At 62.8% G+C, this 24,508-nt stretch carries 20 protein-coding genes and 2 pseudogenes; 19 read left to right on the forward strand and 3 right to left on the reverse strand.

Going from position 1 to position 24,508, the window contains the following annotated elements:
* Positions 1–125: 125 nt before the first annotated feature.
* From FJW03_RS17670 to FJW03_RS17710, 9 genes and pseudogenes are all read left to right on the forward strand, one after another.
* Positions 126–737, forward strand: a complete 612-nt coding sequence (locus FJW03_RS17670) for a thymidine kinase (RefSeq protein ID WP_140692097.1) — start codon at positions 126–128, stop codon at positions 735–737.
* A gap of 99 nt (positions 738–836) precedes the next feature.
* Positions 837–1,226, forward strand: a complete 390-nt coding sequence (locus FJW03_RS17675) for a c-type cytochrome (RefSeq protein WP_140759828.1) — start codon at positions 837–839, stop codon at positions 1,224–1,226.
* Positions 1,227–1,502: 276 nt separating this feature from the next.
* Complete coding sequence (locus tag FJW03_RS17680; protein ID WP_140692092.1) at positions 1,503–2,591, forward strand: hypothetical protein; 1,089 nt, start codon at positions 1,503–1,505, stop codon at positions 2,589–2,591.
* Between the two features lie 39 nt (positions 2,592–2,630).
* A complete protein-coding gene (locus FJW03_RS17685) occupies positions 2,631–3,776 on the forward strand; it encodes a hypothetical protein (RefSeq protein WP_140759825.1) in 1,146 nt (381 codons plus the stop codon).
* Positions 3,777–3,800: 24 nt separating this feature from the next.
* On the forward strand, positions 3,801–5,711 hold the full coding sequence (locus FJW03_RS17690; protein WP_140759823.1) for an AAA family ATPase: 1,911 nt from the start codon (positions 3,801–3,803) through the stop codon (positions 5,709–5,711).
* A 124-nt stretch (positions 5,712–5,835) separates the two neighbouring features.
* Positions 5,836–6,250: pseudogene (locus FJW03_RS17695) on the forward strand (endonuclease domain-containing protein).
* 109 nt (positions 6,251–6,359) lie between these two features.
* Positions 6,360–7,661 carry a DUF6638 family protein gene (locus FJW03_RS17700; RefSeq protein WP_140759821.1) on the forward strand — a complete coding sequence of 434 codons (1,302 nt, stop codon included), beginning with the start codon at positions 6,360–6,362 and terminating at the stop codon, positions 7,659–7,661.
* A 14-nt stretch (positions 7,662–7,675) separates the two neighbouring features.
* Entirely contained in the window at positions 7,676–8,794 is a 1,119-nt protein-coding gene (locus tag FJW03_RS17705; RefSeq protein ID WP_140610761.1) for a DUF2333 family protein, read from the forward strand.
* A gap of 313 nt (positions 8,795–9,107) precedes the next feature.
* Positions 9,108–10,787: a formate--tetrahydrofolate ligase gene (locus FJW03_RS17710; RefSeq protein WP_140692086.1), complete on the forward strand. Its 1,680-nt coding sequence runs from the start codon at positions 9,108–9,110 to the stop codon at positions 10,785–10,787.
* Between the two features lie 64 nt (positions 10,788–10,851).
* Here FJW03_RS17710 and FJW03_RS17715 read toward each other — a convergent pair whose 3' ends face one another.
* Entirely contained in the window at positions 10,852–11,496 is a 645-nt protein-coding gene (locus FJW03_RS17715) for a cysteine hydrolase family protein (RefSeq protein ID WP_140759819.1), read from the reverse strand.
* A gap of 126 nt (positions 11,497–11,622) precedes the next feature.
* Here FJW03_RS17715 and FJW03_RS17720 point away from each other — a divergent pair, with 126 nt between their 5' ends.
* Positions 11,623–12,603 (forward strand): GlxA family transcriptional regulator, encoded by a 981-nt coding sequence (locus FJW03_RS17720; protein WP_140759817.1) that lies wholly within the window; start codon positions 11,623–11,625, stop codon positions 12,601–12,603.
* A 14-nt stretch (positions 12,604–12,617) separates the two neighbouring features.
* On the opposite strand, the pseudogene FJW03_RS30400 reads toward FJW03_RS17720, so the two are convergent.
* Positions 12,618–12,773: pseudogene (locus FJW03_RS30400) on the reverse strand (DapH/DapD/GlmU-related protein); the annotation flags it as partial.
* Positions 12,774–13,055: 282 nt separating this feature from the next.
* Between FJW03_RS30400 and FJW03_RS17730 the strand changes: the two are divergent.
* From FJW03_RS17730 to FJW03_RS17755, 6 genes are all read left to right on the forward strand, one after another.
* Positions 13,056–13,517: a DUF4126 domain-containing protein gene (locus tag FJW03_RS17730; protein ID WP_140759815.1), complete on the forward strand. Its 462-nt coding sequence runs from the start codon at positions 13,056–13,058 to the stop codon at positions 13,515–13,517.
* Positions 13,514–14,890 (forward strand): FAD-containing oxidoreductase, encoded by a 1,377-nt coding sequence (locus tag FJW03_RS17735; RefSeq protein WP_140759813.1) that lies wholly within the window; start codon positions 13,514–13,516, stop codon positions 14,888–14,890. The genes FJW03_RS17730 and FJW03_RS17735 overlap by 4 nt, the downstream gene beginning before the upstream one ends.
* A gap of 755 nt (positions 14,891–15,645) precedes the next feature.
* Positions 15,646–16,824 (forward strand): MFS transporter, encoded by a 1,179-nt coding sequence (locus tag FJW03_RS17740; protein ID WP_140759810.1) that lies wholly within the window; start codon positions 15,646–15,648, stop codon positions 16,822–16,824.
* Positions 16,825–16,910: 86 nt separating this feature from the next.
* Positions 16,911–17,966: a succinylglutamate desuccinylase/aspartoacylase family protein gene (locus tag FJW03_RS17745; RefSeq protein WP_140759808.1), complete on the forward strand. Its 1,056-nt coding sequence runs from the start codon at positions 16,911–16,913 to the stop codon at positions 17,964–17,966.
* Between the two features lie 232 nt (positions 17,967–18,198).
* Positions 18,199–20,388: an anthranilate synthase gene (locus FJW03_RS17750; RefSeq protein WP_140759806.1), complete on the forward strand. Its 2,190-nt coding sequence runs from the start codon at positions 18,199–18,201 to the stop codon at positions 20,386–20,388.
* Between the two features lie 5 nt (positions 20,389–20,393).
* Positions 20,394–21,341, forward strand: coding sequence for a cation diffusion facilitator family transporter (locus FJW03_RS17755; protein ID WP_140690088.1), 948 nt, complete (start codon positions 20,394–20,396; stop codon positions 21,339–21,341).
* A gap of 239 nt (positions 21,342–21,580) precedes the next feature.
* On the opposite strand, the gene FJW03_RS17760 is transcribed toward FJW03_RS17755, so the two are convergent.
* Positions 21,581–22,681 (reverse strand): hypothetical protein, encoded by a 1,101-nt coding sequence (locus FJW03_RS17760; protein ID WP_140759804.1) that lies wholly within the window; start codon positions 22,679–22,681, stop codon positions 21,581–21,583.
* 100 nt (positions 22,682–22,781) lie between these two features.
* On the opposite strand from FJW03_RS17760, the gene FJW03_RS17765 reads away from it, so the two are divergent.
* The 3 genes from FJW03_RS17765 to FJW03_RS17775 all read left to right on the forward strand — a co-directional run bounded on the left by FJW03_RS17765 (position 22,782) and on the right by FJW03_RS17775 (position 24,435).
* The gene (locus tag FJW03_RS17765) at positions 22,782–23,219 is read left to right on the forward strand and encodes a DsrE family protein (RefSeq protein WP_140690097.1); all 438 of its coding nucleotides are present in this window, start codon (positions 22,782–22,784) and stop codon (positions 23,217–23,219) included.
* Positions 23,220–23,280: 61 nt separating this feature from the next.
* The gene (locus FJW03_RS17770; protein WP_140759801.1) at positions 23,281–24,063 is read left to right on the forward strand and encodes an SDR family NAD(P)-dependent oxidoreductase; all 783 of its coding nucleotides are present in this window, start codon (positions 23,281–23,283) and stop codon (positions 24,061–24,063) included.
* 63 nt (positions 24,064–24,126) lie between these two features.
* Positions 24,127–24,435 (forward strand): putative quinol monooxygenase, encoded by a 309-nt coding sequence (locus FJW03_RS17775; RefSeq protein WP_140759799.1) that lies wholly within the window; start codon positions 24,127–24,129, stop codon positions 24,433–24,435.
* The last annotated feature ends 73 nt before the right edge of the window (positions 24,436–24,508 follow it).

The following is a 24,508-nucleotide window of genomic DNA, read 5'->3' on the forward strand; positions in this document are numbered from 1 at the left end:
AGCGACACGGCCGACGCTATGCCGACCCGGCCTGACCTTGTCGGCGCCGGCCCGTGACGGCTTTTTCAGGGGAATGCGGCGGCAGGCCCTCCCCGCACCGCGGCAAGTCGGCTTAAAAGAGCGGCATGGCCAAGCTCTATTTCCACTACGCGACGATGAATGCCGGCAAGACGACCATGCTCTTGCAGGCATCGTACAATTATCGCGAGCGCGGCATGACGACCATGCTGTTCGTCGCCGGCCACTATAGCAAGGGCGACAGTGGCCTGATCTCGTCGCGCATCGGGTTGGAGACCGAGGCCGAGATGTTCCGTGACGGCGACGATCTGTTCGCCCGCGTCGCCGAACATCACGGGCGCAGCGCCGTCCATTGCGTCTTCGTCGACGAGGCGCAGTTTCTCGAGGAGGAGCAGGTCTGGCAGCTCGCCCGCATCGCCGACCGGCTCGACATCCCAGTCATGTGCTACGGCCTGCGCACCGATTTCCAGGGCAAGCTGTTTCCCGGCTCGCGCGCCTTGCTGGCGATCGCCGACGAGCTGCGCGAGGTCCGCACCATCTGCCGCTGCGGCCGCAAGGCGACGATGGTCGTGCGCCTCGGCCCGGACGGCAAGGTTGCCCGCCAGGGCGAACAGGTGGCGATCGGCAAGGACGTCTATGTCTCGCTCTGCCGCCGCCACTGGGAAGAGGAAATGGGCCGCGCCGCGCCCGACGATTTTATCGGCTTCACCAGGGCCTGACCTGGCGCGCGGACCACGCATCGCCCCCGATCTGCCGATGCAGCGTTTGTTAAGGCCTCCGTCCTACAAGGCCGTCAGCCAGAGCTCCCCGGGTCAGCCATGCTTCGAGCCGTTTTGTCAGCCAGCACCCTTCTGCTTGTCACCTCGCTTGCCGCTCATGCTGGCAGTGACCCGGTGCTGGGCAAGCACGTCTTCAACCGGTGCGTTGCCTGCCATGAAGCGGCTACCGACCGCGACAAGGTCGGCCCGCATCTGATGGGTGTCGTCGGCCGCACGGCCGGAACCGCCGAAAGCTTCCTCGGCCACTATTCGGAGGCCATGAAAAGCGCTGGCGCCGCCGGTCTTGTCTGGGATGAGGCGAATCTTGCCGAATACCTCAAGGCGCCCAGGCTGAAGGTGCCCGGCAACAGGATGGCTTTTGGTGGCCTCAGCAGCGATGACGACATCGCCAACGTCATTGCCTATCTGAAGGCCGACCCAAAACCCTGAGCCGGCTGCAACTGGTCAGTTATTTGTCGAATTCGGAGGGCATCCGCCTCGGCGGAGACTGATTGCTTTGCCGGCATGAAAGTTCAAAATCAGCTGAACTACGACTGGCTGGCCAGTTGATCACGCTATGACCACGGCTCCATTGGTTTTCAAGGGCGCGGCCGGATATTTTGTTTTCGCTCCGCCCTTGTCGTCGCGCCTTTCAATCCCCGGATGCCCCACTTATATTCGCCGCTGTTCGCGACCAGCGACCTGATGCCGAAGTGGGAGGCCCTTATGGCGACATTGCAGGATTTCGACGCCGAAATTGCCAAGACCAAGCAGGTCGTCCAGGACATGCGGGCCAGGATCGAGCAGTCCGGCACCATGCTCGACACGCTCGCCACATCGGACAAGAAGATCGGCGACGCCAATTTCGACATCGAGAACGCCCGCATCGAGGACGTGCTGAAACAGCAGAAGGTGATGGAAGGCAACATCGCCGACCTGATCATCGGGCTCGAGGACGCGACCAATGTCTTCGGCGCCGAATTCGAGAGCATGAAGAACTATACCGGCTGGGAGAACTTCGTCGGCGTCTTTTCGGCGCAGCGCAAGCAGCGCATGCGCACCGACCGCGTCCGCAACATGTCGCTGGCCGGCAATCTGCAGGAATTGCTGGCCAAGTCCGACACCATCGTCGGCATCCTCAAGGCGCAGAAAGAGATTCTCGACCAACGCTACAAGACCTCCGAGGCCAGCCTGTCGCAAGTGATCGAGCGCCGCAAGACCACCATGACGAACCTCGAAGCCGTGCAGAAACGCATCGAGGAGCTCAACCCGATGCTGCTCGACATCGAGAACAAGATCGCAGCCTCGACCAGCCAGAAGGATCGCACCCAGCTCGAAGGCGAGCGGTCGAAACTGGCCACCGAATACAATGAGAAGCAGGCCAAGGAGCAGGAACTGCTGGCTGAGAGCCAGACGCTGGAGCGCTACACCTCGATGTTCCAGACCTTCGTCGATTCGCTCAACAACCAGATCGCCGCGCAGTCGACGCTGATCAACAAGCTGACCATCGATACCGAGCAGCGCATCGTGCTCTACAAGGCGCTGGAGGATTCGCTGAAGACCGCAGCCCAGCAGGACGTTGCCCACAAGATCAACACGCTGGGCAGCCAGGTCGACAACACGGCCGAGGAAACCATGGCCGGCATTGGCGCCGCCTCGCAGAAGCACATCGGCGATCTGCTTGAGATGCACGAGAAGAACATGGTCGCCACCGCCGACATCCAGCGCCGCAAGAAGCTCGCGGACGACGCCTTTGCCCGCCGCTTCGACGAGGTGCTGAAGAAGCACAATTCGGCCAATTACGTGCAGTCATAATTGCCGCGCGCACCGGTGCGACAATCCAGGGCCGATAGCATGACCTCCGAAAACGACGCGGCGGCGCGGTATTTCTCGGCGATCACGGCAGCGCTCAGCGGCCTTGAAGTGTTCATGCGCGACGACCGTTCGCCGCTCTACCGGCACGGCATCGTCGCCAGGGTCGTCGCCGAATATATCGCCCGGCTCGACAAGTCCTTCTCCTGCTGGCGCAACCGGCTGGGCTTCATGGACACGTTTCGCATTTCGCGCGCCGAAAGCGGCTTCCCGGTGTTCCAGAACCTGCTCGAACTGGAAAACGACCGCCGCCACGCCGACGCGCGGCTCGCCAACATCCCACTGGCCAGCGAACTGCGCGAGGAGATGGCGGACTTCATCCTGCGCCACAAGGAATTCCCCGAGGCGCTGCAGCGGTCGATGGCTGAGCGGCTCTACCTCGAGGACGTCAAGAGCGAGCAAACCTTCGGCCCGTTCATGCTGGCGCAAACCGCAAATGTTTCGGTCAACCCGAAGACAGCGCGGCCCTATTATCTCGTCCATTGGGCGACCTTCGACGGCAGCGCCAACCTGCCGCTGGTCTACATGGCGACGGTGGAGGACTCCTCCGAGAACATGATCCGCCAGCTCGTCGACAGGAACGGCAAGCTCAACGACAAGGTCGACATTCCGCTCCCCGTCGACGGCCTGCTCAATCCCGAGCTTGCCCACCGTTTCGACGATTTCACCGAGAAGAACTCCGCCTACACGCTGTCGCCGGCCACCATCGCGGTCAACCTCGACAAGGATTTCCCCGAGCTGCATCCCAAGCAGCTGCGCCGCGTGGTGCTCGGTCCCTTTTATTCGGCCGGCATCACCGAGAACAATTCCGTCGTCGCCGAAGTGCTGGCCAAGGTTCGCAAGCCCGACAATGCCTGGCTGCTGACCTGGACCATCCAGGAAGTCTATTCGAAGAGCGAAAAGCCCGGCCGCAGGGGCCTTTGGTCGAGCGAGCCGTCGTCCGAGGAATTCTTCATCAACACCGACGATTTGGAAGCCGCGCGCCAGGGCGTGTCGAGCTATGAGAACCATGCGCTGATTCCGCACGAAGCCTACCAGGCACTCTACGCCGCCGGCGAGGCGCAGAAGATTTTTGCCGGCTACAAGGTTCACATCCTGTCCAACGGGCAGGTGATCTCGGACGTCTGACCGCCACACCAGGGAGCATCCTTCATGGACACCGGCCTGACCACCATCCCGGAAGCGGCGATCGAGAAGCATCGCGCCATCGCGCAAAGCTTCATCACCCGCATCGTCGCGCTGGAGGACCCGTCGCGCGAATCCGGCACGGCATTGGCCGGCACCAACCGCCGCTTCGTCTCGACGGTGTCGGTCGGCTCGGTGCGCCGCACGCGTGAGGTCGAGCTGTCGAAGACCGTCGGCGCCGTCCATCCCGACGACCAGTTGTTCACCATCCCGCAACACACGCTGTTGTTTCGCGCCCGGCGCGGCACGGCGATCGCGCTGGCGGTATCGGATGTTTTTGCCGAGGGCTCGGATCTCGAAAGCCTGCAGGCGAAAAATGCCCGCGCGCCCCTCGAAGGCAACGATGCCGCCATCTTCAAGAAGCTGCTGTCGGCCTCGGCCTACATTTCGGCCTTCAGCCTCGCCTCCTACCTGTTCCAGCTGATCGACAGCAACGGCGAGGCGCCGAATGACATCCCCGAGCCGGATTTTCTCTTCGACACACCCCAGGATGCGGTGAAGTCGATCATCGCCGGCCTGGACAAGGCGATAGCAGGCTCATCCGACGATGCCGACCTGATGACTCGCGCCCGTGCCTTCGCCCGCGTCGCCATGGACGGGCTGCTGGCGCGCAAGGGCCGCTTCGACGGCATCGGCCCGTTCGAGAGCGCCCATATCCGCATCGACGTCGACGATTTCACCCTCGACGGTTTCGATGTTGCGCCCGGCAAGCGCTCCAAGCCGCTGGTGATGACCTTCAAGAAGCCCGAAGAGGTCGTCGGCAACCACATCGCCAAATACCAGTCGGTCAAGCTCGCCAAGATGCTGATGGCCTATGACTTCGAGCGCGAACTGAACCCCTTCGTCGAACTCGGCGGCTTCCTCTTCACCTTCATCGGTGACGGTGCGCCCGGCACCGGCAAGACGACGCTGATCCAGATGATCGCCGGCCTTGTCAACGGCTACTGCCAGGTCGCAGGCTACCCCTTCGCCTATGAGAATTTCGGTGTCGACCAGATCTCGTCCTATCAAGGCAAGTCGGGCCAGAACTGCCGCCAGTTCATCAACAATGTGCTCAATCCGCGCGTCATCGGCTTCGGCACTATCGACGACATCGACCAGGTGGCGGCGCGCCGCTCCGACGACCGCGCCTCGGCCGGCCAGCAGGAAATCACCGGCGTCCTGATGGACGCCTTCGGAGGAGCGTCCACGGTCGTGCGTGGCAACTGCTCGTTCGGCATGTTTTCCAACTATCCCGAAAATGTCGACGACGCGCTGCGCCAGCGCGCCGGCGCCCGCTGGCTGGTCGACGGACCGCAGACGCGCGACGACTACATCGACATTTTTGTCCTTCTCGCCGGCAAGAACCACAAGATTCCGCTGGGCGACCACAAACTCTACGCAGCACAGGAAATCCAGCGCGCCGTCGCGGAAGCCTATGAGCAGCACGAGAAGCCGCGGGAGGACGGGCTGATGCGGGTCTATGAACGCTACATGAAGGAGAACGGCGCGCCCAGGACCATGGCCGATATCGGCACCTATCTGCGCCTGATCAAGGATGCCGAGCCACGCTTCACCGGCCGCGCCATCAAGAACATCACCGACGCCATCAAGATGCGCGCCATGGACATCGAACTTCCCGACGACTGGTTCGAGAAGCCCGAAGCCTTCATGCACAAGAGCTACGACGACAAGAAGGCGATGATCGAGGACCTGCGCGGGCCGTTTTCGATGGACATGGTGATGCAGGAGATCAACCGCTACGCGGACAGCGAGTTCCGCTATTCCGACAAGTCCGACGATGCCGCGGTGGAAAAACTGCTGCGCGACACCCGCCTGCGCGAACGCGCGGCCCGCGAGATGGAGGAGATGAAGAAGAAGGGGCTTTGGAATGCGTGAGCTTCCTTCTCCCGTGAACCATCGATGGACAGGCTGCAATCACAACGTCGAAGGACGAGAGGCCGACGTTGACGCCCCCTCTCCCCGTCCTTCACGGGGAGAGGGTAAGGGTGAGGGGCGGCGCATGCGTGGACCGAAAATCGCGACAACAAAACGGGCAAGACGTCTGCGCCAGTCGGACAACGATGCCGAAGGCGCACTTTGGACGGAATTGCGCGACCGCAGACTAAACGGCCATAAATTCGTGCGGCAGTTTCCGATAGGAACCTTCTTTGCTGACTTCGCATGTAGAGAATGCCAGCTGATTGTGGAGGTCGATGGAAGCCAGCATGCGGGCAACAAATACGATCAGGCGAGGGATCGCTTCATCGTCTCAAATGGCTGGTCTATCCTACGTTTTTGGAACATCGATGTTTTGAAAGATCGGAGCCGTGCTCGAAACGCTATTGGCTGCTATTGAGCAGCGCTTGGAGCGCAATATCGACACGCACGACCTTCGATTTATTGCCGCCGAGGGCTATGGGGAGACATGTCTTTGACCGTCTGCGCTGCCCCTCACCCTTACCCTCTCCCCGTGAAGGACGGGGAGAGGGAGGCGTCAGCGTTGGCGCTTCGCCTTATCAGGCAAAGCCCCTCGGACCCTTCAACATGATCAGCAAAAAACCTGACCTCCTCCGCGACAATGAGCTGATCTACGGCCGGCTGCTTACAGTCGACGAGCCGCATCTCATCCAGCGCTACAACAAGGCGCTTGCCGCCTTCGGCCTCGAGCCCACCAAGCTGGAGAGCTTCCAGATCGACCGCACCGGCTTCTCGCCGGAAGTGGCCGAGGAGTGCGGCGACTATGACTATCTCGACCCCAACGAGGTCAATCGCCGCTTCATCATCCTGACGCCCTCGCAGATCGACCTGCCGGTGGTGCACACCGCCTTCTCCAACACCTCGCAGCTGATGTTCGAGTTCATGACCAGGAACCAGCGCGCCATCGACGCGCTGACCATCAAGGACGTCATCTACGGCGAGATCGAGGACTCCGTTCCCAAGGTCAACGAAATCGAGGATCTACTGTCGATCAACCAGGTCGAGTTCAAGGTGCTGTCGGCCGAGAATGTGCTGGGCAAGGCCGCCGAACTCGGCAAGCTCGTCGACCGGCTGAAACAGGAACCCGACGCCTGGCGCGACAATGCGATGCTGACCCGCATGGTGGACCTGGCCAAGGTCTGCGGCGACATCCGCGAGAACGCGCTGGTGCCCGACCAGGTGATCTTCCGCCATAGCGCCTACTGGACCAGCCATTTCGGCGGACTCTATGTCTTCGTCGATCCCGACATGACGACCGTGATCAGCGACCCGGCCGCCCCCGGCTTTCGCCGCTCGCGGCCATGGCAGGTGAGCTATCTCTCGATCAACGATGCCGACAAGGTGTTCAAGTTCCTGGCCGCCACCGGCCGCATCGAGCTGCCCCGCGCTTCCTGGATCGAGGCGTCCGGCTATCTCGAACACCGCGCCGAGATGGTGGTGCGCACGCTGATCCATGACGCCGAGCCGAACCGCAACCTTACCGATGTCGACAAGATCTGGCTGCAGACCTGGATCCAGAGCCATGCCGACCTGATCACCAGGGACGGCAATTTCCCCTTCCTCAACGCCGCCAAGCGCGAGATCGCCCAGCTCGGCCATCTCAAGATCGAGGACGTCCTGCCGCGGCAGCGTTTCCTGGTGATCCGCGCCAAGCCTGACTATCCCGACGCCTGGCTGACCAACAGGCTGATTTCGGATTTCGTGCCGGCGGACTTCGTCTCGCGCTACATCTTCAACAAGGACCGGTTCTACAAGGACTATGACGGCTTCAGCGACGCCTGGCGATCGCATGTTGTCGACGTTCTGAAAACCACATATTTGAAGGACAAAGTGGCGTTTCGCACGCGCCTCTACGGCCTGACTGACTGAGGGGTGACACAGCCATGCTCGATCCGATCGTGAACTTTTTCACCCGGATTTTCCAATGGATCGGCCGCGGCATCGGCCTCGTCATCGGAGTCATCCTGTGGCCGTTCATGTGGGCCGGGCGCTGGTACACGCAGCGCGGCTGGATCCTCAAGGCCTTGGTCGCCCTCGCGCTGCTGGTGCTTGTCGGCCTCTACGCCAACTTCTTCTACGCCACCCAATGGTGGCGCAATTTCAACCCGAACTATCCCGACACCTACAGCTTCGAGAAACGCAATGTTTCCGCCGGCGAACAGGTTGCCGCCGGCGCCGGCACCGACACGGCAAAGACCTGCGGCAACTCCGGCATCGCTCAGATTGCCGCCGACCTGATCGACTTCAACGTCAATCAGAACGCCTGGGTCTCGTCGATGGTCCTCTACAAACTCGGCCTGTTCGGCATCGACTGGGACGACACGCCATGGATGGACAACAAGGCTTCGTTCCAGCGCGGCATCAATCAGGCGGTGCGGCGCACAGCCACCGAGCTTGCCGACAACCTCGGCCGTGTGCGTACCACCTCGCAGATCGACACCAATCTCCAGGATGCCCGCGGCCAGCTGCAGTATGACGAGTCCATCTGGTATATCAGCCGCAACGGCATGACCGCTACCACGCCTAGCATGTATCGGCGCGCGATGGGCAATCTGCGCTCTTTCAACGCCCGCCTCGCCACCTGCCAGGCGACTTTCGATGCCCGCGCGGATAATCTGAAGCAATATATCGATCGCATCGCCAGCGACATCGGCTCGACCTCGGCCATCCTCAAGGAGCGCGCCGAAAACCACAACAATGGCTGGTTCGACTTCCGTGCCGACGACCGCTACTGGTTCGCCTATGGCCAGCTCTATGCCTATTATGGCCTGATGAAGGGCGCCCAGGCCGATTTCGAGGGCGTCATCAAGGAAAAGCACCTGCAGAGCCTGTGGGACACGATGGACGCGCAGTTCGTCTCGGCGCTGCGCATCCAGCCTTTCATCATCGCCAACGGCCGGGAGGATGGCTGGCTGCTGCCGACACATCTGACGACCATGGGCTTCTACGTGCTTCGGGTGCGTTCCAACATGGTTGAAATCAGCAACGTGCTGACGCAGTAACGCTGTTCGGCTACAACCTCCGGTGATGGCGAATTTGCGCCGTCGCTTCTGTCGCATTCCGTGCATTGTGCGGCTGTTTTGAGACGGCGGAGACGCCCCTGCTCTGGCTTCTATACGGCGCGGCAAGCGGAGCCAGAAAGAACCGAGGAGAGGTCGGCCGGCCGCGGATGAATTTTCTTCATAGGAAACATAGTTGCATGAAAGTTGACGCCACGGCTGCGACAGGGTTAGATGCCCGCGCGTCCGGTTCCAGCCTTCTTGCGAGCGACATCAACCCCGTCCCCTCCACCGTCCAATCCAGAGGAAAGCCGTCATGGCCGAAGTGAAGTCCGACATCGAGATCGCGCGTGGCGCTAAGAAAAAGCAGATCCAGGAGATAGGCCAGAAGATCGGCATCCCGACCGAACATCTGCTGCCCTACGGCCACGACAAGGCCAAGATATCAGCCGAATTCATCAAGTCGGTGAAGGGCAACAAGGACGGCAAGCTGATCCTGGTCACCGCCATCAACCCGACCCCGGCCGGCGAAGGCAAGACGACCACCACCGTCGGCCTTGGTGACGGCCTGAACCGCATCGGCAAGAAGGCCATCATCTGCATCCGCGAGGCCTCGCTCGGCCCGAATTTCGGCGTCAAGGGCGGTGCCGCCGGCGGCGGCTACGCGCAAGTCGTGCCGATGGAGGACATGAACCTCCACTTCACCGGCGACTTCCACGCCATCACCACCGCGCACAATCTTCTGTCGGCGCTGATCGACAACCACATCTACTGGGGCAACGAGCTCGGCATCGACACGCGCCGCGTCGTGTGGCGCCGCGTCATGGACATGAACGACCGGGCGCTGCGCGAGATCATCTGCTCGCTCGGCGGCGTCGCCAACGGTTTCCCGCGCGAAGCCGGTTTCGACATCACCGTCGCCTCGGAAGTCATGGCCATCCTGTGCCTTGCCACCGACCTGAAGGATCTGGAAAAGCGCCTCGGCGACATCATCGTCGCCTACCGCCGCGACAAGTCGCCGGTCTATGCCCGCGACCTCAAGGCCGACGGCGCCATGGCCGTCCTGCTCAAGGACGCCATGCAGCCCAACCTGGTGCAGACGCTGGAAAATAACCCCGCCTTCGTCCATGGCGGCCCGTTCGCCAACATCGCGCATGGCTGCAACTCGGTCGTCGCCACCACGACGGCGCTGAAGCTCGCCGACTATGTCGTCACCGAAGCCGGCTTCGGCGCCGACCTTGGTGCTGAAAAATTCTTCGACATCAAGTGCCGCAAGGCGGGCCTCAAGCCGGCAGCTGCCGTCATCGTCGCCACCGTGCGCGCCATGAAGATGAATGGTGGCGTCAAGAAGGAAGACCTTGGCAAGGAAAACATCGAGGCGGTGAAGAAGGGCTGCGCCAACCTTGGTCGCCACATCGAGAATATCAGGCAGTTCGGCGTGCCGGCGGTGGTTGCCATCAACCACTTCTATTCCGACACCGACGCCGAAATTCAGGCGATGAAGGACTATGTCGCCTCGATGGGCGAAGAGGCGATCCTGTGCAAGCACTGGGCCAACGGCTCGGCCGGCATCGAGGACCTCGCCAACAAGGTGGTGGCGCTGGCCGAATCCGGCGCCTCGCAGTTCGCGCCGCTCTATCCCGACGCCATGCCGCTGTTCGAGAAGATCAACACCATCGTCCAGCGCATCTATCGCGGCTCGGAAGCGATCGCCGACAAGTCGGTGCGCGACCAGTTGCATGCCTGGGAACAGGCTGGCTACGGCAACCTCCCGGTCTGCATGGCCAAGACCCAGTATTCATTCTCGACCGACCCGAACCTGCGCGGCGCGCCGACCGGCCACACCGTGCCGGTGCGCGAGGTCAGGCTTTCGGCGGGTGCCGGCTTCGTCGTCATCATCTGCGGCGAGGTCATGACCATGCCGGGCCTGCCCAAGGCGCCGTCCTCGGAAAAGATCTTCCTCAACGAGGCCGGCCAGATCGAAGGCCTGTTCTAAGCCTCGTGGTATCGACGGACAAAAGGGCGCCGGGTGGCGCCCTTTTTCATTCGGGACGACCCGTCTACGCGGCGTTGCGCGCCAGCGCCCGCTGGTTCGATGCATAGATCGTATCACGCTCCGGCAAAGCGCCCGTCTTCAGGCATTCGATCCATTCGGCGGTCTTCAGCACCGCCGCGAAGCGCGACTGCAGGATGATCGTGATCACGCGGTGGATCTCCTCGGCCGAGGCATAGCCGGCGCCGTTGGCGTAGGGCACCGAACCGGCCGCATCGGACAGGAACTCGACCGCAAAGCCCATATGCACGGCATGGATGATGGTCGACAGGTCGCAATTGTGCGTCATGTAGCCGACGACCGTGATCGTATCGATGACATTGGCCCTTAGCCATTCCTCAAGGTCGGTGCCGGTGAAGGCCGATGGCAGCATCTTCTCGACATAATGGTCACGGCCGCGCCGTGCGATTTCGGGATGCAGTTCGCCGCCATGGCTGCCCTTGGCGAAGACCGGTGACGTCTCGGGCGCCATCTGCTTGACGACGACCACCTTGATACCGGCCGCTGCCGCCGCGTCCATCGCACGCGCCACATTGACGACGCTGTCAGGGAATGGCGGATGCTGGATGGCGAGATTGCCACCATCATAGTCGTTCTGGACGTCGATGACGACGAGCGCGCGGCGCGGCGTTGCGGTGGCAGGGTCAGACATGGTGTTTTCCTTTCCGGCTTGAATGCGATGACCGAAAATAGGCAGGTCGCCGAGCTGCCAAAAGTGACCCAATTGACATCATCCGAAAGAATTGGGACAATCCGCATTCAACTGTCGGAAATGCCCATGACCGCCCCGATCATTGCCGTGCTTGCCTTCGATGGTATCAGCCCGTTCCATCTCTCCGTGCCCTGCCTGGTGTTCGGCGCCGACCGCACCAGGCTCGGCCTGCCGCGCTTCGACTTCCGCGTCTGCGGGGTCGAGGACGGGTTGATCCAGACCGATGCCGGGCTGAGCATTGTTGTCCGGCACGGGCTGTCCGCGCTCGACGATGCCGATATCATCATCATTCCAAGCTGGAAGGATCTGGAAGCCCCGCTGGCCAGGCCGCTCCACGAAGCGCTCGGCCGCGCGCACCGGCGCGGGGCGCTGATTGTCGGCCTCTGTCTCGGCACCTTTGCCATCGCCGCCGCCGGCCTTCTTTCGGGACGGAAAGCAACCACGCACTGGGCCTATACGGACCAGCTGCGGGACCTGCACCCCGACATTTCAGTCGATGCGGATGTGCTCTATGTCGATGAAGGCGACATCGTCACCTCCGCCGGCGTCGCCGCCGGCCTGGACTGCTGTCTGCATATCGTGCGCGCCCGTTACGGCGCCGAGGCGGCGCTGCGGCTCGCCCGGCACGTCGTGCTGTCGCCGCACCGGCAGGGCGGGCAGGCGCAGTTCATCGAACGCCCCGTCGCGAAAAGTGCGAACGCCGACCGCTTCACCGGGGCCCTCGACGCGGTGCGCGCCACGCTTGGCGAGGCGCACAGTCTCGACAGCGTCGCCGAGGCCGCCGGCCTGACCCGGCGTACCTTCACCCGCCGCTTCCAGAAATCGATCGGCACCAGCTTCGGCGACTGGCTGACCGGTCAGCGCATCGAACTGGCGCAGCGGTTGCTGGAAGCCACGGAAAAATCGATGGACATGGTGGCCTTCGAGGCCGGCTTCGGCAGCGCCACATCGCTGCGCCAGCACTTTGCCGCAAGGCTCAGGACGTCGCCGGCGCAATACCGGCGGGAATTCTCAAGGCGGGCTGACGGACAGATAGCGCATGCCTGATCGGTTGAAGAGACTCAGCCACGCTTGACCGGTCGCGCCGGATTGCCAACGACGGTCGCATTGGCCGGCACGTCGCGCGTCACCACAGCGCCCGCCCCGACGATGGCGCCTTCGCCGATGCTGACGCCGCCGAGGATGACGGCGCTGCCACCGATCCAGGCATCGGCGCCGAGTTGCCGCGCTGTCGCGGCGGCAGCGTCTTGTGCTCGAACAATGCGTCGCGCACGATGCCGCGCAGACTCTCCAGTTCGCTATCCAGGAAGGTGTACCATTCGCCATCGGCCATCTCGCCGCGCTCACTTTCAGACATGGCGATATCTCCTCTTCGAATTGCAGCCAAAGCACAGTTGGTTCCGGCGGGAAAACACCAAGGTCTATATCGCAGCTGGTCAAATACCCGGCTATGGTGGCGTGTCTTTGCCTGCAGCCCGTCCGGCATTTGAGGGGGAATCATGCTGTACATACTTGCACTTCTGATCGGCGTCATTGCCGGTCTTCGCGCCATGACCGCGCCGGCCACTGTTGCTTGGGGCGCGTATCTCGGCTGGCTGCCGGTCGCCGGCACCTGGGCCAGCTTCATGAGTCATTGGGCCGCCGTGGGTATCTTCACCATCCTGGCCATTGTCGAGCTCATCACCGACCAGCTGCCGTCGACGCCGAGCCGCAAGGTGCCGCAGCAGTTCGGCGCCCGTATTTTGCTTGGCGCCTTCAGCGGCGCGGTGATCGGCGCGACCGGCGGCGCCACCCTTGTCTGCCTGATCGCCGGCATCATTGGCGCCGTCATCGGGACGGTGGGCGGTGCCGAAGCGCGGGGCCGGCTGGCCGCCGCCTTCGGCAAGGATCCGCCCGCCGCCTTCATCGAGGATGCGGTGGCGATCATCGGCGGCCTTCTGATCGTGGCGGCGGTGGCATGACGGCGAAAACCTTCGACGCCATTGTCATCGGCGCAGGACAGGCAGGCCCTTCGCTAGCCGGCCGGCTGAACGCGGCGGGCATGAGCGTGGCGCTGATCGAGCGCAAGCTGATCGGCGGCACCTGCGTGAACACCGGCTGCATGCCGACCAAGACCATGGTCGCCAGCGCCTATGCCGCGCGTCTGGCGCGGCGCGCCGCCGATTACGGCGTGACGCTCTCCGGCCCCGTCGGGGTCGACTACAGCAGGATCAAGGCGCGCAAGGACAAGGTGACGATCGACGCCCGCACCAATCTGGAGACGTGGATCGCCGGCATGAAGGGCTGTACGCTCTATCGTGGCCATGCGCGTTTCGAATCCGCCAACACGGTGCGCGTCGGCGACGACCTTCTGACCGCCGAAAAGATCTTCCTCAACACCGGCGGCCGCGCCGCGGTGCCCGACCTGCCCGGTGTCCATGACATCGACTATCTGACCAATTCGTCGATGATGGACCTCGATGTGCTCCCGCGCCATCTCATCGTCGTCGGCGGCAGCTACATCTCGCTCGAATTCGCGCAGATGTTCCGCCGCTTTGGCTCCGAAGTGACGGTGATCGAAAAGGCCTCCCGGTTGACCGGCCGCGAGGACGAGGACGTCTCGGCCGCCATCCTGTCGATCCTCGAAAACGAGGAGATCGAGGTTCATCTCGGCGCCGACGAAATCGCCTTTGCCAAGCAAGGCAAGGATATCGCCGTGACCTTCTCGGCAGGCAAGCCAGCTGCTGTCGGCTCGCATGTGCTGCTGGCGATCGGACGCGTGCCCAACACCGACGATCTCGGCCTCGACAGAGCCGGCGTCGCGGTCGACAAGCGTGGCTTCGTCACCGTCGACGACCAGTTGCGCACCAGCGTGCCCGGCATCTGGGCGATGGGCGACTGCAACGGCAAGGGCGCCTTCACCCACACCTCCTACAACGACTATGAGATCGTCGCCGCCAACCTATTGGACAACGACCCACGTAAGGTCAGCGACCGCATCGAGGCCTATGCGCTCTACATCGACCCGCCGCTCGGCCGCTGCGGCATGACCGAAGCAGCCGTGAAGAAATCCGGACGCCGCGCGCTGGTCGGCCAGCGGCCGATGACCCGCGTCGGCCGCGCCGTCGAAAAGGGCGAGACGCAAGGGTTCATGAAGATCCTGGTCGATGCCGACACCAGGCAGATTCTCGGCTGTTCGGTGCTTGGCCCCGGCGGCGACGAAGCGGTGCATTGCGTGCTCGACCTGATGTACGCCAAGGCGCCCGTCGACACCTTGGCGCGCGCCGTGCACATCCATCCCAATGTCTCGGAACTGCTGCCGACGATAGCGCAGGAGCTGAAACCGCTGGTCTGACAATCCTCTACAGGCATCAATTCTATCTAGTTGAGCATCATTGGACCAAGTGCGGTAAGCTGAAGAGTCGCAACGGTCACGACCCATGCTCTTCGTAAGGGGCTCCATATATCAAATTGGCACCCCCGATGTTGTTAATGTGATTTACACGGTAGATTTTCTATAAAGGGCTTTATGTATGTTCTTCATTTTAAGGAAATCCAATTTAAATGCAGAACGAACTTACGGGGTTTTTATAGCGATATTCGGCTTGATATCGTTAATTTTTTTAGTATTGCTAGGAGGAACGATCGATAATAAAAATTTATTTCGCAGAATCATAGTCGTGTATGCGCTAGTTGGGTATTACCTTGCGTATGTTAGTTCGAAACACTACAATTCTAGACAATACATGCCTTTAAAAATGCCAAACAAAATGATGTTTTTAATTTCATTTTCTTTTATATGTTCGTTTGCGGCGTTAATATACATTTCCATGAAAACCTACGTTAATATGACGTGTGGATTTATTATGGTTTCTTTATGTCTGATTAGCTATTCATTTTTTGTAGATATGCTTTTCATCTGGAGAGGGAGCAACCAAGAGTTCCGTTGATTTTTTGCAACGTGCTGAGGAATAGCCTGACGGTACGACTCCGGCCGAAAATGCGGCGAGCTGTCGGCTTTCTGCATTGCTGCATTGCGGCAATGTCTGTTGCGTCCCCCAGCGATCCTCGCGCAGTCTGAAAATTGAACCGATTCAGACTGGACGCCCCATGCCGTTGCCGATCCTTGCGCTTGCCATTGCGTCCTTCTGCATCGGCACCACCGAATTCGTCATCATGGGCCTGCTGCCGGAGGTCGCCGCCGACCTCGGCGTGACGATCCCCGCCGCCGGCCTGCTGGTCACCGGCTATGCGCTGGGCGTCGTCTTCGGTGCGCCCATCGTGGCGATGGCCACCGCGCACCTGCCGCGCAAGCCGGTGCTGGTCGGGCTGGCCGCATTGTTCGTCGTCGGCAATCTGTTCTGCGCCATAGCGCCCAATTACTGGCTGTTGATGGCGGCACGCGTCTTCACCGCCTTCGGCCATGGTGCCTTCTTCGGCATCGGCTCTGTCGTCGCCGCAAGCCTGGTGCCGCGCAACAAGCGAGCCAGCGCCATTGCGCTGATGTTCGCGGGACTGACACTGGCCAACATCCTCGGCGTTCCAGCCGGCACCGCGTTGGGCGAAGCCTTCGGCTGGCGCGCCACCTTCCTGGCCGTGGTCGGCATCGGCCTGATCTCGGTCGCTGCCATCGCCTTGCTGGTGGCGTCAGACGTCACTGAGCCGAGCGGCGGCGGCCTGCGTGCCGAAGTCCGTGTGCTCGGCAAGCTGCAGGTGTGGCTGGCGATGCTGATCGCGGCGTTGACCTCAGCCAGCCTTTTTGCCGTCTTCACCTACATCAAACCCTACCTCACCGACGTGTCGGGCCTGTCGACCTCGGCGGTCACCTGGGTACTGCTGCTGTTCGGAGCAGGCATGACCATCGGCAACATTATCGGCGGCAGGCTGGCCGACTGGAAGCTGATGCCGACAGTGATCGGCACGCTGCTTTTGATGGCGCTGCTCTTCGTCTGCTTCATGCAGTTCGGCGCGATCGCCTCTGTTGCCATCGGCATCGTCTTCCTGTGGGGCCTGCTCATCTTCGTCGTCGTGCCGCCGCTGCAGATCCGCGTCGTCGAGGCCGCTTCCGAAGGACCGAACCTTGCCGCCACGCTGAACCAGGGCGCCTTCAATGTCGGCAATGCCGGCGGCGCCTGGATCGGCGGCGTGGCTCTTTCCGCCGGCGTGTCCTATGCCAATCTGCCGCTGGTCGGCGCGGTGCTCGCTCTGCTGGCGGTCACCGTGGCGGTGCTTTCGCAGGCACTGGACCGGCGCGCGCCGGTCGCCGCCCTTCAGCCTGCCGCCGAGTAACCACTTGCGCCCATAGCGCGGGGGGCTGGACCAATCGACATCGGCACCTTCAATGGGCATGTCTTCTCACTCTGATGGAGGACGTCATGCAGAGATCGATCGAACGCATCGCCGGCGACAGCGAGGGCGTTTCCTACGAATTCCCGGTGTTCCGCTTCGCCGGATCCGACAGGGCCGCACCTTCCGCCTATCTGCAGGCAGCCCTCCATGCCGGCGAACTGCCGGGCGTCGTCGCCATCGACGCCTTGATGCCGGCGCTGAACAAGGCCGAGGCCGAAGGCCGCATCAGGGGCAACATCACCATCGTCCCCTGGGCCAACCCGATCGGCCGCGCGCAATATCATTTCGGCGAGCACCAGGGCCGCTTTCACCTGGGCACCCGCACCAACTTCAACCGCGGCTTTCCGCTGCTCCCGGCACCGGATGCCGCCCTCTTGCCCAACACCATCCTTGGCGGCGCCGACCAGCGGCTGAAGTCACGCCTGGTGCAGCTATCGCTCGGCCACGACATCGTGCTCGACCTGCATTGCGACGACGAGGGTCTTGCCTATCTCTACATCCACACCAGCCTATGGCCGGCCATGGCCGATTGCGCCGCCGCCATGGGCATCGACGCGGTGGTGCTGTGGAGCGAGGACACTGACGGCACCTTCGAGGGCGCCTCCATCATGCCTTACCAGAACGCGCCCGCCGGCGTGGCGAAATTCGACCGCCGCGTCGCCACCACGGTCGAATATCGCGGCATCCTCGATGTCGACGGCGCGCTCGCCGCAGCCGACGCCGAAGGGCTCTACCGCCTGCTCGTCGCGCGCGGCGTGGTCGCCGACAAGGCCCTGCCCGCTCCAGCTTCCTTCAAAGGTGCCGTCGCTCCGCTTGAAAACATCGACATGATGCCGGCGCCCCGCTCCGGTGCCGTCCTCTACGACGTCAAGCCCGGCGACCGCGTGACCAGGGGAGCACGTCTCGCCACCATCATCCATGCCCCGGGCGAAGCCGATGGCCGCACGGAAGTCTTCGCGCCGCAGGACGGCATCATCCTGACCCGCCGCTCGCGCCGCATCATCCGCGCCGGCGAGGACCTGCTGAAACTTGTTGGCGACAGAAAGAGCGCCGACGCAAGGTCGGGCACTCTGGAGGATTAAGGCCGGGCGCCTTCGCACCGAATCCAGTTGCGTGGCCACTCAATCGCCGCTATGGGAATCCCCATGAACATGCGTTCGACTAAGACCATTTGGTGGTGGGCCTGCTGACAGCGGCCTGTTCGAACGCGTGCGCGTGAAAAGAGAGGGTGGCCGCAACGGAATGTCCGGGCGGCCATTTGTTTTTTAAAGCCATTCCCGGGTCCGTTGCCCCAAGTAGCTGATGGAGACGGCAATGACGATGCAGGTTCTGGAAAACGGCGCTGAACGCTTCGTAACCGCGGGTGGCGTCACAATTACCCGCGAACGCCACGACCGACCTTATGAAGGTGCGATCGACGCCTATGTCGACGGGCTGAATGCGCGCCGCGGCGCGGTGTTCTCCTCCAATTACGAATATCCCGGCCGTTACACGCGCTGGGACACCGCCATCATCGATCCGCCTTTGGTGATCTCCGCCCGCGGCCGCGCCATGCGCATCGAGGCGCTGAACAGCCGTGGCGAGGCACTGCTGCCGGTCATCGGCAAGACGCTCGGCGCTCTCTCCGAGGTCACGATTGCCGAGACTTCGAAAAAGCTGGTCCGCCTCGACGTTGCCAAGCCCGGCCGCGTCTTCACCGAGGAAGAGCGCAGCCGCGTTCCCTCCGTCTTCACCGTGCTGCGCGCCATCACGGCCTTGTTCAAGACCGCCGAGGACGCCAATCTCGGCCTCTACGGTGCCTTCGGCTACGACCTCGCCTTCCAGTTCGACCCGGTCGACCACACCCTCGTCCGCAAGGAAAGCCAGCGCGACCTGGTGCTGTTCCTGCCTGACGAGATCCTGGTCGTCGACCATTATTCGGCCAAGGCCTGGACCGACCGCTACGATTATTCGGGCGAAGGCTTTTCGACCGAAGGCCTGCCGCGCGATACGGTGGCCGAGCCGTTCAAGACCGCCGACCGCATCCCGCCGCGTGGCGATCATGAGCCGGGCGAATACGCCAATCTGGTCCGCCGCGCGATGGAGAGCTTCAAGCGCGGCGACCTGTTCGAGGTGGTGCCCGGCCAGATGTTCTACGAGCGCTGTGAGACGCAGCCGTCCGAGATTTCGCGCAAGCTGAAGTCGATCAACCCCTCGCCCTATTCCTTCTTCATCAATCTGGGCGAAGGCGAATATCTGATCGGCGCCTCGCCGGAGATGTTCGTGCGCGTCAACGGCCGCCGCGTCGAGACCTGCCCGATCTCCGGCACCATCAAGCGCGGCGACGACGCCATCTCGGACTCCGAGCAGATCATCAAGCTGCTCAATTCCAAGAAGGACGAATCCGAGCTGACAATGTGCTCGGATGTCGACCGCAACGACAAGTCGCGCGTCTGCGACCCAGGCTCGGTGCGCGTCATCGGCCGGCGCCAGATCGAGATGTATTCGCGCCTGATCCATACCGTGGATCATATCGAAGGGCGCCTGCGCGAAGGCATGGACGCCTTTGACGCGTTTCTCTCGCACGCCTGGGCGGTCACTGTCACCGGCGCGCCGAAATTGTGGGCCATGCGCTTCATTGAGCAGAACGAGAAGAGCCCGCGCGCCTGGTATGGCGGTGCGATCGGCATGGTCAACTTCAACGGCGACATGAACACGGGGCTCACGCTGCGCACCATCCGCATCAAGGACGGCATCGCCGAGGTGCGTGCCGGCGCCACGCTGCTTTTCGACAGCATTCCCGAGGAAGAAGAAGCCGAAACCGAACTGAAGGCATCCGCCATGCTCTCCGCCATCCGCGACGCCAAATCGGGCAATTCGACCAGCACCGAGCGCACCACCGCGCGCGTCGGCGACGGCGTCAACATCCTGCTCGTCGACCACGAGGATAGCTTCGTCCACACGCTGGCCAACTACTTCCGCCAGACCGGCGCCAACGTCTCGACCGTCCGCTCGCCGGTGCCAGAGGAAGTGTTCGAGCGGCTGAAGCCCGACCTTGTGGTGCTGTCGCCCGGTCCCGGCACGCCGAAGGACTTCGATTGCGCCGCGACCATCAAGAAGGCCAGAGCCCGCGACCTGCCGATCTTCGGCGTCTGCCTTGGCCTGCAGGCGTTGGCCGAAGCCTATGGCGGCGAACTGCGGCAGTTGCATATTCCCATGCACGGCAAGCCGTCGCGCATCCGCGTCTCCAAGCCGGGCATCATCTTCTCCGGCCTGCCCAAGGAAGTCACCGTCGGCCGCTATCACTCGATCTTCGCCGATCCGGTGCGCCTGCCCGATGACTTCATGGTCACGGCCGAAACGGAGGATGGCGTCATCATGGCCTTCGAGCACCGCAAGGAGCCGATCGCCGCGGTGCAGTTCCACCCGGAATCGATCATGACGCTCGGCCACAATGCCGGCATGCGCATCATCGAGAACATCGTCGCCCACCTGCCGCGCAAAGCCAAGGAAAAGGCAGCCTGACCTCGATGGCCGAAGCCGAGAACTCGGTGGCGATCGCTGCCAGGGAGGCCGCGAAGCGCAAGGTCGCAAACCTTGCCTTCTGGTCGATCGTGGTCGCCTTTGTCGTGCTCGCGCTGAAAGCAGCCGCCTGGTACATCACCGGCTCCGTCGCGCTCTATTCCGACGCGCTGGAATCCATCGTCAACGTCATTGCTTCGGTCGCCGCCTTCTGGGCGATCCAGGTCAGCTACAAGCCGGCCGACCAGGACCATCCGTTCGGCCATCACAAGGCCGAATATTTCTCGGCCGTGCTGGAAGGCGTGCTGATCGTGCTGGCCGCGCTTCTGATCCTCAACGAAGTCTGGCGCTCCTGGCAGGCACCTGCGCCGCTCGAACAGCCCTGGGAAGGTCTTGCCGTCAACGGCGTCGCCACTGTCATCAATGCCTTCTGGGCCTGGACGCTGATCCGTGCCGGCAGGACCGAGAAGTCGCCAGCGCTGGTCGCCGACGGCAATCACATCATGACCGACGTGGTGACCTCGATCGGCGTCTTCGGCGGCCTGGTCGGGGCGATCCTGACCGGTTGGCGGATCCTCGATCCGGCGCTGGCCGTCATCGTCGCGCTCAACATCCTGTGGCAGGGCTGGCATGTCATCGGCTCGTCGATGAACGGCCTGATGGACCGCGCCGTCGACACAACGGAAAACATGCGCATCCGCGACATCATCTCGTCCAATTGCAAGGGCGCGCTGGAGGTGCATGATCTCAAGACCCGCATCGCCGGCCGTGCCACCTTCATCGAATTCCATCTGGTTGTCGACGCCGACATGTCGGTCGGCGCCAGCCATGTCATCTGCGACCGCATCGAGGATGCGCTGAAGGCCGAGATCCCCTCCGTGCGGGTGACCATCCATGTCGAGCCCGATGACGAGGCGAAGCTGCCCAAAGGCACGACGGCCGTGCCTTTCGCCTGAAGTGATTTCCCGTCACGACCTCGGAAATTAGCCGAGCCCTCCCGACTTCGTCATCCTTGGGCGAAGCAGGAGCGCAGCTCCGTCGCGCAGACCCAAGGATCCATGCCGCGACCTTAGCCGTGGAGTGCAGCTGAGCAAATTTTGCACTGTGGCGCCGCCGCCGAGTCACGGCATGGATCCTATGGTCTGCGCCGCGTCGCTTCGCTCCTTGCTTCGCCATAGGATGACGAAGCGCCAAATCACGGCGCGCAGGCCGATTGCGGCATTGCCTCCAGCCGGTAGACCTTGTCGTCCGATTTCGTCTTGCCGTCGGCGGCCTTCGAGCAAAGATCGACGACCGCCAGGCTGCTATTGGGATTGGCCAGCATCATCGTGCCGTTGGCGCCGCGCTTGAGGAAGATTTCCTTTTGCGCGATGTCGCAGGAGAAATTACTCATCTTCGAGCTCGCGGCACAACGCCACTGGTTGGCCTCGCCCTGGCAGGAATAGGTCTGTGTGACCTTGCCCGACTTCTCCCTTGTCGTGACAGAAACCGCGATGTCGGCGCCATCCGGCCAGTTGGCCGCGTCCCCGCCCGAAGCGAAGGATGCCAGTTCCACCGGCCCGCGAAACACCCGGATCGATTGCGTCAGCTGGTTGGGATGCGAGGCTAGGTGCGCCGCATCGTAGTCGTGCCCGTAGCAGAAGGCCTGATCGGGCTTCAGCCGCTCGCGCAACGGCGACCCGAGCGCCGGATCGATCGGATCTATGCGCGCGAACTCGGCCTTGCAGGTCGCGGCCGGCATCGGGTCGAGGCGGAAATTGTCGTCCTCCGAGCCGAGCGCCTGCCTGGTATATTCCGCCGTGCCGAGTTCCTCCTCCGAATCGGCGTCGAGATAGATGTCGGGTTGCAGGTCCGAGAGGATCAGCCGGCCTTTGTCGTCGACCTTCAGCGACGCCAGCGTGCGGTCGCAGTCCATGCCGCAATGGATGGCGCCTGATTTGCCGTCCTCGGACTGGTGGTTGCACCAACCACCCGCCCATTGAGGCGCCTCGGCGCCGCGCACGGTGGTGGTGACGAAGCCATTGTAGGAGGTGTCGGAGTGCGCCGGTTCCTCGTTCGTACGGCTGACCGGATCGTGCCCGTAGTAGAAGAAGATCCGCGCCACCTTCTGCTTCGGGTGCGCCTTCAGGTGTGCCGCGTCATAGACATGGCCGAAGCAGGCATCCGCCCCGTTCGGGCTGAGTTCGGTGAGCTTGAGGGCATCATCGGCGCAAGCCGGACCGAAAAGCGCGCCAAGCAGCGCTGCGCTCAATCCGGCGGTGAAGACGGCCCTCCAATCCAGCCCCTTGAACGCCATGTGATCCCCCTCGCCTCGACAAGACGCTGCGTCATTTTATGCTAGTATCGCCGCGGGAGCCACGGATTTTGCGGTGGGCCGCCAAGCGGAGGAGGATGCCATGCGCCGGCGCGACATGTTCCGCGCGGTTCTTGCCGGAACCGGAACGTTCCTTGGCCTGCGCGTGGTGCGGGCGGCGGCGACCGAGCCCACAAGGCTCAAGGTCGCCTATCACCTGAGCGACCTCGACAAGGTCAATTTCGTGCTCGGCAACATCAAGAACCACTATGAGGGCACGGGCGGCAAGGTCGACATCGTGCTGGTCGTGCATGGCCCAGCTCTTGCCGCCTTCAAGTCGAAAGGCATATCGGCCGCGGTCTCCGGCCGCTTCGCCGGTCTCGTGCAGCAGGGGCTGGAGCCGCAGGCCTGCGCCAACACCATGCATGGGATGGATATTTCTCTGACCGACCTCCTCGAAGGCTTCCATGCCGCCGACAAGGGTGGCGTCGTCAAGCTCGCGGAATTGCAAAGCCAGGGCTATGCCTATCTCAGGCCATAGTGCACAGTCTTGACCATGGGCCGGGAACGACTGGTCCCGTTGAACCTCCGGAGGACCGGCATTGCCCGCCACGACCGCGCTCACCATCCCCGATCTCGCCGGCAAGACGGTGCTGGTCACCGGTGCCTCGACCGGCATAGGCGCGGCGTTGGTGCTGGCTTACGCGGCACAGAAATGCCGGGTAGCGCTGCATTACAATTCAAGCCGCGAGGCGGCCGAAAGGCTAGCCAAGACGATCACCGGGAATGGCGGCGATGCCTTCCTCGTCCAGGGCGATTTCTCCGTTGCCGCCGACGTCGAGCGCGTCGTCGAGGACAGCGCGCGGCACTTCGGGCGCCTTGACGGGCTGGTCAACAATGCCGGTGGCATGCTCGGCCGCGTGCCCTACGCCGAGCAGACCGAGGCGCATTACGACGCGGTGATGGACCTCAACGCGCGTTCGGTGCTGACCGCCTCGCGCAAGGCGATGCCGTGGCTGAAGAAGCAGGGCGGCTTCATCGTCAACACTTCGTCGATCGCGGCGCGCAATGGAGCGGGCGGCGGGGTCGGCCTCTACGGCTCGGCCAAGGCCTTCGTCTCCAATGTGACGCGCGGCATGGCCAAGGAACTGATCGGCTTCGGCATCCGGGTCAACGCGGTGGCGCCGGGCACGATCCTCACACCCTTCCACGAGCGCTATTCGACCGACGAGCAGATGAAGGGCATGGTGGCCACCATTCCGCAAGGACGCGCCGGCACCGCGGAGGACTGCGTCGGCGCCTATCTGTTCCTCTCGTCCGATCTCCTGAGCGGCTACATCACCGGCCAGGTGATCGAGGTGAATGGCGGCCAGTTGATGCCGTGACCGGCTATCTGCATACTGGCGACCCGCATACTTTTGTCGGAGACTTCAAAGGGAGGCAACAGAATGTACGGACTGATCGGCAAGATGCGGGCGTCGCGCGGCCAGCGCGACGCGGTCATGGAAGTCCTGCGTGCCAGCACCGGCGCCCTGCCCGGTTGCCTGAGTTATATCATCGCCACCGACCCGGCCGATGCCGATGCGATCTGGGTCACCGAAGTGTGGACGGATCAGACGAGCCACAAGGCCTCGCTGCAACTTCCGGAAGTCCAGGCGGCCATCGCCAAGGCCCGGCCCTTCATCGCCGGCTTCGAATTCCAGGTGGAGACCCACCCTGTTGGCGGCTTCGGGTTGGCCGACGGTAAGACGGGCTGATCCTGTCGGGAACCTACTTGCAGTACCCACACAAAAGACTAAGTTCTGTGGACTAAGTCTGTTGGGAGCAAAC

The organism is Mesorhizobium sp. B4-1-4 (assembly GCF_006439395.2).
In the GTDB taxonomy this organism is placed as follows: Bacteria; Pseudomonadota; Alphaproteobacteria; order Rhizobiales; family Rhizobiaceae; genus Mesorhizobium.

Coding starts and splice junctions, on each gene's coding strand:
- FJW03_RS17735 (WP_140759813.1), top strand. CDS start 13,514: ATGACGGCGAAAACCTTCGACGCCATTGTCATCGGCGCAGGACAGGCA.
- FJW03_RS17740 (WP_140759810.1), top strand. CDS start 15,646: ATGCCGTTGCCGATCCTTGCGCTTGCCATTGCGTCCTTCTGCATCGGC.
- FJW03_RS17760 (WP_140759804.1), bottom strand. CDS start 22,681: ATGGCGTTCAAGGGGCTGGATTGGAGGGCCGTCTTCACCGCCGGATTG.
- FJW03_RS17705 (WP_140610761.1), top strand. CDS start 7,676: ATGCTCGATCCGATCGTGAACTTTTTCACCCGGATTTTCCAATGGATC.
- FJW03_RS17700 (WP_140759821.1), top strand. CDS start 6,360: ATGATCAGCAAAAAACCTGACCTCCTCCGCGACAATGAGCTGATCTAC.
- FJW03_RS17715 (WP_140759819.1), bottom strand. CDS start 11,496: ATGTCTGACCCTGCCACCGCAACGCCGCGCCGCGCGCTCGTCGTCATC.
- FJW03_RS17690 (WP_140759823.1), top strand. CDS start 3,801: ATGGACACCGGCCTGACCACCATCCCGGAAGCGGCGATCGAGAAGCAT.
- FJW03_RS17755 (WP_140690088.1), top strand. CDS start 20,394: ATGGCCGAAGCCGAGAACTCGGTGGCGATCGCTGCCAGGGAGGCCGCG.
- FJW03_RS17685 (WP_140759825.1), top strand. CDS start 2,631: ATGACCTCCGAAAACGACGCGGCGGCGCGGTATTTCTCGGCGATCACG.
- FJW03_RS17675 (WP_140759828.1), top strand. CDS start 837: ATGCTTCGAGCCGTTTTGTCAGCCAGCACCCTTCTGCTTGTCACCTCG.
- FJW03_RS17720 (WP_140759817.1), top strand. CDS start 11,623: ATGACCGCCCCGATCATTGCCGTGCTTGCCTTCGATGGTATCAGCCCG.
- FJW03_RS17775 (WP_140759799.1), top strand. CDS start 24,127: ATGTACGGACTGATCGGCAAGATGCGGGCGTCGCGCGGCCAGCGCGAC.
- FJW03_RS17745 (WP_140759808.1), top strand. CDS start 16,911: ATGCAGAGATCGATCGAACGCATCGCCGGCGACAGCGAGGGCGTTTCC.
- FJW03_RS17750 (WP_140759806.1), top strand. CDS start 18,199: ATGACGATGCAGGTTCTGGAAAACGGCGCTGAACGCTTCGTAACCGCG.
- FJW03_RS17680 (WP_140692092.1), top strand. CDS start 1,503: ATGGCGACATTGCAGGATTTCGACGCCGAAATTGCCAAGACCAAGCAG.
- FJW03_RS17730 (WP_140759815.1), top strand. CDS start 13,056: ATGCTGTACATACTTGCACTTCTGATCGGCGTCATTGCCGGTCTTCGC.
- FJW03_RS17670 (WP_140692097.1), top strand. CDS start 126: ATGGCCAAGCTCTATTTCCACTACGCGACGATGAATGCCGGCAAGACG.
- FJW03_RS17710 (WP_140692086.1), top strand. CDS start 9,108: ATGGCCGAAGTGAAGTCCGACATCGAGATCGCGCGTGGCGCTAAGAAA.
- FJW03_RS17765 (WP_140690097.1), top strand. CDS start 22,782: ATGCGCCGGCGCGACATGTTCCGCGCGGTTCTTGCCGGAACCGGAACG.